The 12435-nt window shown below is 64.5% G+C and carries 11 protein-coding genes and 2 tRNA genes; 5 read left to right on the top strand and 8 right to left on the bottom strand.

Annotated features, from left to right (window positions below; all coding sequences use genetic code 11):
* Positions 1–12 precede the first annotated feature (12 nt).
* Entirely contained in the window at positions 13–945 is a 933-nt protein-coding gene (locus ABIA30_RS01165; protein ID WP_370061299.1) for an NUDIX domain-containing protein, read from the top strand.
* A gap of 63 nt (positions 946–1008) precedes the next feature.
* Here ABIA30_RS01165 and ABIA30_RS01160 read toward each other — a convergent pair whose 3' ends face one another.
* The 3 genes from ABIA30_RS01160 to leuC form a co-directional block, all read right to left on the bottom strand.
* Complete coding sequence (locus tag ABIA30_RS01160; protein WP_370061297.1) at positions 1009–1659, bottom strand: HU family DNA-binding protein; 651 nt, start codon at positions 1657–1659, stop codon at positions 1009–1011.
* A 225-nt stretch (positions 1660–1884) separates the two neighbouring features.
* Positions 1885–2478: a 3-isopropylmalate dehydratase small subunit gene (gene leuD / locus ABIA30_RS01155; protein WP_370061295.1), complete on the bottom strand. Its 594-nt coding sequence runs from the start codon at positions 2476–2478 to the stop codon at positions 1885–1887.
* Between the two features lie 12 nt (positions 2479–2490).
* The gene (gene leuC, locus ABIA30_RS01150) at positions 2491–3915 is read right to left on the bottom strand and encodes a 3-isopropylmalate dehydratase large subunit (RefSeq protein ID WP_370061293.1); all 1425 of its coding nucleotides are present in this window, start codon (positions 3913–3915) and stop codon (positions 2491–2493) included.
* 112 nt (positions 3916–4027) lie between these two features.
* Here leuC and ABIA30_RS01145 point away from each other — a divergent pair, with 112 nt between their 5' ends.
* The 3 genes from ABIA30_RS01145 to ABIA30_RS01135 all read left to right on the top strand — a co-directional run bounded on the left by ABIA30_RS01145 (position 4028) and on the right by ABIA30_RS01135 (position 7315).
* On the top strand, positions 4028–4729 hold the full coding sequence (locus tag ABIA30_RS01145) for an IclR family transcriptional regulator (RefSeq protein ID WP_370061291.1): 702 nt from the start codon (positions 4028–4030) through the stop codon (positions 4727–4729).
* Between the two features lie 91 nt (positions 4730–4820).
* Positions 4821–6098 carry a DUF1800 domain-containing protein gene (locus tag ABIA30_RS01140; RefSeq protein WP_370061289.1) on the top strand — a complete coding sequence of 426 codons (1278 nt, stop codon included), beginning with the start codon at positions 4821–4823 and terminating at the stop codon, positions 6096–6098.
* Positions 6099–6115: 17 nt separating this feature from the next.
* On the top strand, positions 6116–7315 hold the full coding sequence (locus ABIA30_RS01135; protein ID WP_370061287.1) for a DUF1501 domain-containing protein: 1200 nt from the start codon (positions 6116–6118) through the stop codon (positions 7313–7315).
* Between the two features lie 51 nt (positions 7316–7366).
* Here the strand turns inward: ABIA30_RS01135 and ABIA30_RS01130 are convergent.
* From ABIA30_RS01130 to ABIA30_RS01110, 5 genes are all read right to left on the bottom strand, one after another.
* Positions 7367–7439: transfer RNA gene (locus ABIA30_RS01130), tRNA-Glu, on the bottom strand.
* Positions 7440–7499: 60 nt separating this feature from the next.
* Positions 7500–7571, bottom strand: a tRNA-Gln gene (locus ABIA30_RS01125).
* Between the two features lie 128 nt (positions 7572–7699).
* Positions 7700–9157: a glutamate--tRNA ligase gene (gene gltX, locus ABIA30_RS01120; protein WP_370061285.1), complete on the bottom strand. Its 1458-nt coding sequence runs from the start codon at positions 9155–9157 to the stop codon at positions 7700–7702.
* Positions 9157–9939, bottom strand: a complete 783-nt coding sequence (locus ABIA30_RS01115; protein ID WP_370061283.1) for a fumarylacetoacetate hydrolase family protein — start codon at positions 9937–9939, stop codon at positions 9157–9159. The genes gltX and ABIA30_RS01115 overlap by 1 nt, the downstream gene beginning before the upstream one ends.
* A gap of 26 nt (positions 9940–9965) precedes the next feature.
* Positions 9966–11150, bottom strand: a complete 1185-nt coding sequence (locus tag ABIA30_RS01110; protein ID WP_370061281.1) for an alpha/beta hydrolase family protein — start codon at positions 11148–11150, stop codon at positions 9966–9968.
* 74 nt (positions 11151–11224) lie between these two features.
* Here ABIA30_RS01110 and ABIA30_RS01105 point away from each other — a divergent pair, with 74 nt between their 5' ends.
* Positions 11225–12430, top strand: coding sequence for an MFS transporter (locus ABIA30_RS01105; protein WP_370061279.1), 1206 nt, complete (start codon positions 11225–11227; stop codon positions 12428–12430).
* Positions 12431–12435 lie beyond the last annotated feature (5 nt).

Here is a 12435-nt window from a genome sequence, read left to right as displayed (position 1 = left end):
GGAGGAACTGAGGTGCCCAAGCGCGCTTCGTCCGTTGATATTCCAGTTCTGGCCGCGGGGGCGGTGTTGTGGCGCGACGATCCTTCCGGTTCCGGAGAGCCGCTGATCGCGGTCGCACACCGGCCCCGGTACGACGACTGGTCACTACCCAAGGGCAAAGTCGACCCCGGCGAGACCGCGCCGGTGACCGCGGTGCGCGAAGTCCTTGAGGAGACGGGCTATTCGGTGGTTCTCGGGCGGCGCCTGGCCACCGTCAGTTATCCGCTCGAACGCGGCACCAAAAAGGTCCGGTACTGGGCCGTGCGCAGCAGCAGCGGTGAGTTCACTCCGAACTCCGAAGTCGACCAACTCGATTGGCTCAGCGTCGACAAGGCGATGAAACGGCTGCAGTATCCGGATGACCGGAAAGTGCTGCGCCGCTTCCTCCGCCAGCCTGCACACACCCGCACCGTGCTGATTGTGCGGCACGCCACCGCAGGGTCGAAGGCGCGCTACAAGGGTGACGACGATCGTCGGCGTCCACTGGACAAGCGCGGCCGCGCGCAGGCCGAATCACTGGTCGGTCAGTTGTTGGCGTTCGGCGCCAACGAGATCTACGCGGCACCCCGCCTGCGCTGCGAGCAGACGGTCGAGCCGCTCGCCGAGGAACTCGGGATACAGATCGACGACGAGCCCACGCTTACCGAGGAGGCGTACGCTCGCGACCACGGCACGGCGCACCAACGCGTCCTGCGGATTGCGGAGCGTGCGAATGCCGAAGTGACACCGGTGATATGCACCCAGGGCAAGGTCATTCCCGGCCTGATCGATTGGTGGTGCGAGCGCGACGGCGTGAAGCCCGACAAGTCGCGAAATCACAAAGGCAGCACTTGGGTCCTGTCGTTGGCCGGCGACACATTGATCGCCGCCGACCACATCGGCAGTCCACTACCGGCAAATCGATAGACACACAAACGCGCCGTGGATCTAGCCGATCCACGGCGCGTCTGAGTCGGATCTACTTGGTTATTACTTGCGGCCACGCTTGACCGGTGCGGCCTTCTTAGCCGGTGCGGCCTTCTTGGCGGGTGCAGCCTTCTTGACCGGTGCGGCCTTCTTGGCGGGTGCAGCCTTCTTGACCGGTGCGGCCTTCTTAGCCGGTGCAGCCTTCTTGACCGGCGCAGCCTTCTTGACCGGCGCAGCCTTCTTAGCCGGCGCAGCCTTCTTGACCGGCGCAGCCTTCTTAGCCGGTGCAGCCTTCTTGACCGGCGCGGCCTTCTTGACCGGCGCAGCCTTCTTAGCCGGCGCAGCCTTCTTGGCAGCGGTCTTCTTGGCAGCGGCGCGCTTGACGGGAGCAGCAGTCGCGCCACGCTTCACCGCGGGGCCGTCGTTCGAAAGCTTCTGCGCACCAGAGACAACAGCCTTGAACTGAGCGCCCGGACGGAAAGCCGGAACCGAGGTCGGCTTGACCTTGACGGTCTCACCGGTGCGCGGGTTGCGCGCAACGCGGGCGGCACGGCGGCGCTGCTCGAATACACCGAAGCCGGTGATGGTCACGCTCTCACCCTTGTGCACGGCGCGAACGATGGTATCGACGATGTGCTCGACGGCCGCGGTGGCCTGACGGCGATCGGTGCCCAACTTGTCTGTCAGAGCATCGATCAACTCTGCCTTGTTCATCCAAAACCTCCGAATTAAGTGGCCCTGGGTGGACCGACCAATGCACACGGTAAACCTTTGTGCCGCTGATTTCCAAGAGCCACGCCCAATTTCGGGCATAGCTGACAGCAAGATCGGCAATCCAGTTGCCCCACTTGGGAGATGGTTAGTGGATTGAACAACCCGGTTGCGGGGGTGGCGATTCGGCCACCGAGCCGACGATTTCGGGGTATTGCAGAACCCAGATCAGGCCGGGAGTGTCCGCGGTTTCCACGTCGGCCGGTGCTGCTCAAAAACCTCGATCTCGTCAAGTTTCCGCAGCGTAAGGCCTATATCGTCGAGCCCTTCGAGCAGCCGCCAGGCGGTGTAATCGTCAATCGTGAACGGCAACACCATGGTTCCCGCGGTCAAATTCCGATCTTGAAGATTCACAGTGATTTCCAGTCCCGGATTCTGCTCCAGCAGCTTCCAGAGCAGTTCCACATCATCCTGTGCGACTTCAGCCGCGAGTAGTCCGGCCTTGCCGGCATTGCCCCGAAATATATCGGCGAACCGCGATGAGATGACGACCCGGAAGCCGAAATCCATCAACGCCCACACCGCATGTTCGCGGGACGAGCCGGTGCCGAAATCCGGCCCGGCGACAAGAACCGAACCTTTGTCGAAAGGCGCAAGATTCAGAATGAAAGCCGGATCATTGCGCCAGGCGGCGAATAACCCGTCCTCGAAACCCGTTCGGGTAACGCGCTTCAGGTACACCGCTGGGATGATCTGATCGGTGTCGACATTGGACCGGCGCAGTGGAACGCCGATTCCGGTATGGGTATGGAATGCCTCCATGGCTCTGCGCTCCTAGTTCAGATCGGCTGGTGAGGACAGGGTTCCGCGCACCGCGGTTGCGGCCGCGACGGCGGGTGACACCAGATGTGTGCGGCTGCCCTTGCCTTGGCGGCCTTCGAAATTTCGGTTGGACGTCGAGGCGCTGCGCTCCCCCGGCGCCAGCTGATCGGGGTTCATGCCCAGACACATCGAGCATCCGGCCTGGCGCCACTCCGCGCCCGCGGCGGTGAAAACCTCGCCCAGTCCCTCGGATTCGGCCTGAGCGCGAACCGCCATCGACCCCGGCACGATCAGCATCCGGACGCCATCGACGACCTTCCGGCCGCGCAACACGTCGGCCACCACTCGCAGATCCTCGATCCGGCCATTGGTGCACGAGCCGACGAACACCGTGTTCACCGCGATCTCCCGCATCGGCATGCCCGCCCGAAGGTCCATGTAGGCCAATGCCTTTTCGGCCGCCTGACGGTCACCTTCTTCGACGATCAGTTCGGGATCGGGGACGTTACCCGCCAGCGGCACACCCTGTCCCGGGTTGGTGCCCCAGGTGACGAACGGGCTGAGGCCGGCCGCGTCGAGGTACACCTCGGTGTCGAATTCGGCGCCCTCGTCAGTTCGCAGGGAACTCCAAGCCTGCACTGCCGCATCCCATTCGGCGCCCTGTGGGGCGTGCGGACGGCCCTTGAGGAACTCGAACGTGGTTTCGTCCGGGGCCACCATGCCGGCCCGGGCCCCCGCCTCGATGCTCATGTTGCAGATGGTCATCCGGCCTTCCATCGACAGCGATTCGATGGCGCTGCCGCGGTATTCGATGACGTGACCCTGGCCGCCGCCGGTACCGATCTTGGCGATCACCGCCAAGATGATGTCCTTGGCGCTGACGCCGGCGGGCAGCACGCCGTCCACGTTGACCGCCATGGTCTTGAAAGGTTTGAGCGGCAGTGTCTGGGTGGCCAGCACGTGTTCGACCTCAGAAGTGCCGATGCCCATGGCGATTGCGCCGAACGCACCGTGAGTAGAGGTGTGACTGTCGCCGCACACCACCGTCATGCCGGGCTGGGTCAGGCCCAGCTGCGGGCCGATGATGTGCACAATGCCCTGTTGCGAGTCGCCCATCGGAAAAAGCCGGACGCCGAATTCCTCACAGTTGCGGCGCAGCGTCTCAACCTGAGTGCGCGACACCGGATCAGCGATCGGCTTGTCGATGTCGATGGTCGGGACATTGTGGTCCTCGGTGGCGATGGTCAGGTCCGGACGCCGGAGCGGCCGGCCGGCCAGCCGCAGACCGTCGAACGCCTGCGGGCTGGTGACCTCATGGACCAGATGCAAATCGATGTAGATGAGGTCGGGTTCACGGGCCGATCCCTCACCGGCGCCCTGGACCACGACGTGGTCGGCCCAGACCTTTTCGGCCATGGTGCGTGGATTGTTCGTCATGATGCTGCGGTTTCCTTCCACGATCATCGGGAGATATCCACGATTCTCCGCTCCGGGGCTGCCGGTGGGGATTCTTTGCGCATCTCACTATTCGGGACGCTAGTATCTCCTTGTGAGACAGGATAGCGGCATCGGCGTCCTCGACAAAGCGGTGGGTGTGCTGCATTGCGTGGCCGAGTCCCCTTGCGGGCTCACCGAACTGTGCGAACGCACCGGACTCCCCAGGGCCACCGCGCACCGGCTGGCCGCCGGTCTGGAGGTGCACCGCCTACTGGCCCGCGACGGCGAGGGACGGTGGTGTCTGGGACCGGCGCTGACCGAATTGGCCGGGCAGGTCAACGACCCGCTCCTGACCGCGGCCGCGGCGATCCTGCCCAGGCTGCGCGAAATCACCGGCGAGAGCGTGCAACTGTACCGACGGGAAGGACTGTCGCGGGTCTGCGTCATGGCGCTGGAACCACCGGCCGGCCTGCGCGACACCGTTCCCGTCGGAACGCGGCTGCCCATGACCGCGGGTTCGGGCGCCAAGGTGTTGTTGGCGTTCAGCGATCCCGCCACTCAGCAAGCTGTGCTGCCATCGGCCAAATTCACCGACCGCGCATTGGCCGAGGTTCGCAAACGCGGTTGGGCGCAAAGCGTCGCCGAGCGCGAGACCGGGGTCGCCAGCGTCTCGGCCCCGGTCCGGGACAGCCGCGGAACAGTGATCGCGGCGATCTCCGTGTCCGGCCCCATAGACCGGATGGGCCGCCGCCCCGGAATGCGGTGGGCAGCCGACCTGTTGGTCGCCGCCGATGCGCTGACAAGACGTCAGTAGCGGCATATCCTGCAACTCTGCAGGGCAATGGGGCCAATCGGAGGTAGTAGAAACGCCATCACAGTCGCCTCAGTGGCTCGCCACCGCTCGCATGTTGCGGCGAGCGGGATTCGGTGCGTCCGGCCACCAGGTAGATGCCGTCGCCGGCCAAGACTGGTCGGCCTACCTTGATGCCGCATTGGGCATGGATCCGGAGTCGGACCCCGGTGCAATCGCCACCCCGATGCCCAATCCGGTGACTCCGCCAGTCCCCGGTGACGGCGCCGGCAAGCAGGAGCACACCGAGTTCGCCCAGACCCTCTTCGGTCAGATGCAGGAATTGTCGGCGTGGTGGCTACGCCGGATGGCCGCCGTTCAACAGCCCATCCACGAGAAGCTGACGATGGTGTGGCACAACCACTTCGCCACCTCCGCCGAGAAAGTCGCGGCAGCCGAGCTCATGGCCCTACAGAATCAGCGGCTGCGCAGTCTGCACAGCGGTGACTTCCAGACCTTCGCCCACGCGATGCTGACCGATGCCGCCATGCAGCTGTGGCTGGACGGCAACACCAACACCAAGGCCGCCCCCAATGAGAACCTCTCGCGAGAATTCATGGAGCTGTTCACCCTCGGCCACGGCAACGGTTACACCGAAGTAGATGTGCGTGAAGGTGCCCGGGCACTGACCGGCTGGATGACGAGCACCACCGGACAGACTGCATTGTCGGCAGACAACCACGACGCCGGTCCCAAGACCATCCTTGGTGTGACCGGCGATTTCAACGAGTCGGACTTCTGCAACATCGCAGTGAACCATCCGTCGTCGGCACCCTTCGTGGCCACCAAGATGTGGCGGTCCTTGGCATCCGACAATGCGCCATCGGACGCCACGCTGGGCCGGCTGATCGCCGCCTACGGCCCCAACCGGGATCTGCGCGCGCTGACCAAGGCGGTCTTCCTTGATCCCGAGTTCAACGGCGCCGCCGGCACGGTGGTCAACACCCCGGTCGAATGGCTTGTGGGACTGATTCGTTCGCTTGCCATCCCGATGGACAAACCCGAGATGCTCTCCGCCGCCGACGTCGTGCTGATCGTGATGGGCCAACGTCCCTTCTATCCGCCAGACGTCGGCGGTTGGCCGCGCGGATCGGTCTGGCTGTCCTCCACCAGCGTTGCAGCCCGGGTCTGGGCCGCCGATCAACTGGTGCCGCAGGGCAATATCTCGATCGTCGAGTCCGCCGGGCCCAATGATCGAGTCGACGCGGCCGGGTACCTGATCGGTATCGGTGCCTGGACGGACCGCACGGCCGCAGCACTCAAGGAGCTGTCCGATGATCCCCAGCGACTGGTGGCCGCGGCTTTGAACGCGCCCGAATACCTGACGTCATAACGAGATTGAGTCCGACGATGCCCAAGATGAACCGCCGCAATTTCCTGATTGCGAGCGCCGGCGCAGTCGCAGTGGCCGGCGGAGCAGCGGTTACCGTGCCGATGCTGCTCGACCACGCCAAGGAACATCCCCTCGCAGCCAACCGGGGCATCCTCGTGATCGTCACGCTCTACGGCGGCAACGACGGCATCAACACCGTCATCCCCTACAACGACAATGCGTATCACGATGCCCGACCGGAGCTGGCGTTCGCACCGGGTGAAGTACTGGACCTGGACGGGCACCTCGGACTCAACCCCGCGCTGGCCGGTCTGAACGAGGTGTGGCGCGACAAGGAATTGGCGATCGTGCGCGGGGTGGGATATCCCAAACAGGATCGCAGCCACTTCCGTTCGATGGACATCTGGCAGACGGCATCACCGGACCGGCCCGTGCCCACCGGCTGGATCGGCCGCTGGCTCGACGCAACCGGCGACGACCCACTGCGCGCCCTCAACATCGGGGCGGTCCTGTCTCCGATGGCTGTCGGCGAAAAACACCTGGCGGCAGCACTTTCGGCGAACCTGCCACTGGTCCCCAACGAGGTCGCGGCCACATTGACCGCGTTGAGTCAGAGCGACCCGCACGACACTCCCGCCATGGCGTCGGTGCGCGCCACCTACCGGACGAACAAAACCACCGATCACACGCTGAGCCAGTTCGCCGCCACCGCACCACCACCGGACGCTCAGGCCGACCCTGGCAAGCAACTGGCCGATGATCTGGAGTTGGTGGCCCAGTGCATTCGGGCCCGAGTCCCCAGCCGGGTGTACATGGTCGATCTGGGTGGCTTCGACACCCACGCCGACGAGCGCGGTGACCATCAGCGGCTGTTGCAGTCACTGGACAATGCACTCACCCCGTTCCTGCGGCAGATGCGGACCAACCCGTACGGCCGGGACGTCGTGGTGATGGTCTACTCCGAGTTCGGCCGCCGAGTGCATGCCAACGCCTCGCAAGGCACCGACCACGGATCGTCGGCGCCGGTATTCATCGCGGGCACTCCGGTCAAAGGCGGCTTCTACGGAGACGAGCCCAGCCTCACCGATCTGGTGGACGGCGATCTGAAGACCACCACCGATTTTCGTGATGTGTATTACGAATTGCTGACCAAGACCATCGGCACCGATCCCGAGCCGGTGGTGGGAACCGGCCGGCGCAATATCGGCTTCCTCTGATACCCAGATACAAAACATCCCGGGGGCCTGTATGGCACCCCGGGAATTTTGTACCCCCGATGGGATTCGAACCCACGCTACCGCCGTGAGAGGGCGGCGTCCTAGGCCGCTAGACGACGGGGGCTAGAACTTCCGGAGCGTCAGCTTAGCTCAGGTGAGCTTGCTGACCTAATTGCTCCGGCAGCTGGGGTACCAGGACTCGAACCTAGAATGAGGGAATCAGAATCCCTAGTGTTGCCAATTACACCATACCCCATTTGATGCCTATAACCGCTGGTCAGAGGCATCTTTGGACCGAATCTCCGTAGCGGCGACGTCTCCGCTGTGGTTATCGGACCGACGAGCAGACTATCAAATACTTGCCGCAGGTTTTAAATCGCCCGCTCACAGCCGGTTCCGGGCGGCCCGCAATCGGGCCAGACTGCGTCCGGCGCCGAGCAGTTCCATCGACTCGAACAACGGCGGACTGATCGTCGCACCGGTGACCGCAACCCGGATCGGTCCGAACGCCTTACGGGGTTTGAGCCCCAGAGTCTCAAGCAGCGACGCCTTGAGCGCAGCTTCGATGTTGGCTGTGTTCCACTCCCCGACGCCTTCCAAGGCGCTCAGCGCCGCATCCAGCACCTCTACCGCCTCGGGCCCGAGTTCCTTGGCCGCGGACTTCTCGTCGATGACGTAGGCGTCGTCGTTGAAGAACTTCAGCAGACCCCAAGCGTCACCCAACACCACGATGCGGGTCTGGATGAGTTCGGCCGCAGTCCTGAACGCGGCTTCGTCGAGCGTGGTGTCCTGGCCGTGCTGATCCAGATACGCCTTGAGCCTGTTCGTGAAGTCCTCCGCGGACAACCGGCGAATGTGCTCCGCGTTGATCGCATCGGCCTTCTTCTGGTCGAAGCGGGCAGGATTCGAGTTGACGTTGATCACATCGAAGGCAGCCACCATCTCGTCGAGGCTGAAGATGTCGTTGTCGTCGGCGATGCCCCAGCCCAGCAGGGCGAGGTAGTTGAGCAGACCCTCGGGGATGAAACCGCGGTCGCGGTGCAGAAACAGGTTGGACTGCGGGTCGCGCTTGGACAGCTTCTTGTTGCCGTCGCCGAGAACGCTTGGCAAGTGGGCGAATTGGGGCACCGCGTCGGCCACACCGATGCGGATCAGCGCCTGGTAGAGCGCGATCTGTCGAGGCGTCGACGGCAGCAGGTCCTCACCGCGCAGCACGTGGGTGATCTTCATCAGGGCGTCATCGACTGGGTTGACCAAGGTGTACAACGGATCTCCGCTGGCGCGGGTGATCGCGAAGTCCGGGACCACGCCCTTGGCGAACGTGGTCTCCCCACGCACAAGGTCGGTCCAGGTGATGTCCTCGTCGGGCATCTTGAGACGCAGCACCGGCTTTCGGCCCTCGGCCTGGAACGCCGCTTTCTGTTCGGCGGTGAGGTCGCGGTCATAGTTGTCGTAGCCGAGCTTGGGATTGCGACCGGCCGCGATGTGCCGCGCTTCAACCTCTTCGGGGGTCGAGTAGGCCTCGTAGACCTCGCCCGCCTCAAGGAGTTTGGCGATCACGTCGCGGTACAGGTCGCTGCGCTGCGATTGCCGGTACGGTTCGTACGGCCCGCCGACCTCGGGGCCCTCGTCCCAGTTCAGGCCGAGCCAGCGCAACGCATCGAGGATGGCGTTGTAGCTCTCCTCGCTATCGCGGGCGGAATCGGTGTCCTCGATCCGGAAGACGAACGTACCTCCGGTGTGCCGGGCGTAGGCCCAGTTGAACAGCGCGGTGCGGACCAGGCCGACGTGCGGGGTGCCGGTAGGCGACGGGCAGAATCTTACGCGGACGGGACTGGTCATCACTTTCCTTTACGCACAACGGGATTGGTGAGGGTGCCGATGCCGCCGACGGTGATGCTCACCGTGTCGCCGTCCTCGATCGGCCCGACGCCCTCGGGGGTGCCGGTGAGGATGAGGTCACCCGGCAGCAGCGTCATGACGGCCGAGACCCACTCGATGATGGCGCCGACGTCGTGCAGCAGCAGGGCGGTGTTGCTGTCCTGTCGTTTTTCGCCGTTGACCTCGGTCCGGATGTCCAGATCGGCTGGGTCCACCGCGGTTTCGATCCATGGGCCGACCGGGCAGAAGGTGTCGTGGCCTTTGGCCCGCATCCACTGGCCGTCTTTCTTCTGCTGATCACGCGCCGAGACGTCGTTGGCGATGGTGTAGCCAAGGATGTAGTCCTTGGCCTTGGCGGCGGGGATGTCTTTGCCGGGACGTTCGATGACTACCGCGAGCTCGCCCTCGTGATGCACTGGATTGGCATCGGCCGGCAGCTGGATCGGAACGTTCGGCCCGATGATCGCGGTGTTGGGCTTGAGGAAGATCACCGGATCCTCCGGGGGCTCGCTGCCCATTTCCCGGGCGTGCGCCGCGTAGTTCTTACCCATGCAGATGACCTTGCTGGCCAGGACCGGCGCCAACAGTCGCACGTCGGCCAGCGGCCACGACCGACCGGTGAAGGTCGGGTTGCGGGACAGGTATTGCTCGGCGATCTCCCGGCAGATCGCATCGGAGTTCGGGTCACCCTCGATCACCACGAAAGCGACACCGTCTGGACTGGCAATTCGACCAAGGCGCATTGGTCCAGCGTAGTTCGGGGTTCTGGTCAGCCCGTGAACTGGGCGCGCAGGAACGGGGTGGAGTCGGCCATCGAGGCCAGCACCGCGCTGGAGTGGTCGTCGTCGGGATAGATCTTGAGCGTCACGCGCTGACCATTCGCCTTGAGCTGGTCGGCGAATTTCAGGGTCGATGACGGTGGCACGTCGCGGTCTTTCAGACCGACGCCCAGGAAGATCGGCCGGTCGTACCCGCTGACCGGGGTGCCCATGAAGTCATGCAGCGCTTCCTTAATTCCGGGCAGCGACGCCAGCGGAGCGGTGAAGAACTGTTCTGGTGTCACGTCGGTCAGAGCCGCACTCAGCGCTGCCGTGCAGAGGGTTTCGGCTTTCTGCGCCGCGTCGAGACCAACCTGCGTCAGCACGTCGTTGACGTCCGGCCGGATCTCGCGGAACCCGGCCAGGATGTAGGCGGTGTAAGCCGATGCGATCGGTCCCAGTTCCGGCGGCAATGCCATATCGGGGCCGGCGGTGATAACCACGTTGTCGATGTTGGCCGGTGTGCCGGTGGCCACTACGCCGCGATAGTCCAGACCGGTGCCCTGGCTGAATTCGGTTGCCCATCGTGCACTGGCCACGGCCGCGGCTCCGCCCTGGGACTGCCCGACGAGCGCCCACTTCGGCGACAGCGGTAAATCCATGTGATGGGCGGCGATCACCGAGTCGATGATGGCGTGCGCGGTGGCGACGCTGTTGAGGTAGCTCATCAGACCTGGGGTACCCAGGCCGGTGTAATCGGAGCCGACGACGACGTAACCCTGGTCCAGCCAATGCGACAGGTACTCGTTGTCGCGTGCGCTGCGGGGCTGCGCCGATGGCGTGCAGTCATCACCGAGCCCGACGGTGCCGTGCGCCCAGGCGATGACGGGCCAACCTTTCTCGGGCGCGGGGCCGTTGGGCACAAACACCGCCGCGGTGCTGACCGCCGGTGAGTTGTGTTGGTCGGTGGTCGAATACAGGATCCGGTAGGCGGCTTTGGCGCCCTTGACCGACAGTGCGGGGTTCAGCGGGACGGTCCGGATGAGGGCGCCCGGCGCCTGGACCGGTGCTTCGAATGCGCGGGCGTCCAAGCCCGACCAATCCGGCGTGGCCGCTGACGCGATCGGCGTCGACACCAGCGCGGTGACGGCGGCCAGGATCGTGGCCACGCGGAACAGGGTTGGGCGCAAATTCATGGCCACACTCTAGGGTGTCTCATATTCTGAGATATGAAGTCATATTTTGGGATATTTCATGGCACCATGGGTTTATGACCGCCACGATCTCAGCCGCCCGTCGCTGGTCGATGTTGGTGATCGCGCTCGGTTCGACGATGTGCGCCAACGTATTCATCAACGGCGCGGCGTTTTTGATTCCCACGTTGCACCGGTCGCGCGGACTGGACCTGTCCCAGGCCGGGTTGGTATCTGCCATGCCCAGTTTCGGGATGGTGCTGACCCTGATCTTGTGGGGCTACATCGTCGACCGGGTCGGCGAGCGATTCGTCCTGGCTGTTGGGTCCTTGCTGACCGCGTTGGCGGCATTCGCCGCGGCCTGGGCAGATTCCTTGGTGGCGGTCGGGGTTTTCTTGCTGCTGGGTGGAATGGCGGCTGCGAGTTCGAATTCGGCGAGCGGACGACTGGTGGTGGGCTGGTTCCCACCTTCGCAGCGCGGCCTGGTCATGGGCATCCGGCAGACCGCCCAGCCCTTGGGAGTTGGCTTGGGCGCCTTGGTGATTCCACGGCTGGCCGAGTCTTCCGGGGTGTCTGCCGCTCTACTGTTTCCCGCTTGCGCGTGCCTGGTCGCCGCTGTGGTGACGGCAGTGGGTGTGCTGGACCCGCCGCGACCGCCCCGGTCCGAAGCTCCCGCTTCGCATTTGGCCAATCCCTACAGTGGATCGTCGGTGCTCTGGCGTATACATGCCGTGTCGGTGCTGTTGGTGGCGCCGCAGTGTCTGGTGTGGACCTTCGCGCTGACCTGGTTGATGACTGCCCACGGCTGGTCCGCGAGTTCGGCAGGTGCCTTGGTACTGGTGGCCCAATTGTGCGGAGCCGCAGGACGAATCGCTGCGGGCCGCTGGTCGGACATCGTGGGTTCCCGGTTGCGACCGGTGCGGGTGATCGCCTGGGCCGCGGCTTTCACGATGGCATTGCTGGCGCTGACCGACTACCTGCATTGGCCTGTCGCGGTGTTCGTGATGGTGGTGGCCTCCGTCGTGACGGTGACCGACAACGGTTTGTCGTTTACTGCCATCGCCGAGATCGCCGGGCCGTTCTGGAGTGGGCGGGCATTGGGCGCACAGAACACGTCACAGCTGTTGACCACGGCAATCGTGCCGCCGGTGTTCGGGGCATTGATCGGTGTCTTCGGTTTTCCCTTTGCTTTTGCGGTGTGTGCACTGTTCCCGGTGCTGGCTACTCCCCTGGTCCCGGTCGCCGCGGACCCACTTCGCGCCCAGACTGCCGAGCAGGCCTGATCTAT

The sequence above is a fragment of the Mycobacterium sp. MAA66 genome (assembly GCF_041261665.1).
In the GTDB taxonomy this organism is placed as follows: domain Bacteria; phylum Actinomycetota; class Actinomycetes; order Mycobacteriales; family Mycobacteriaceae; genus Mycobacterium.
Note: the sequence above shows the minus strand (reverse complement) of the source record. Positions and strands in the feature narration are given on the sequence as shown.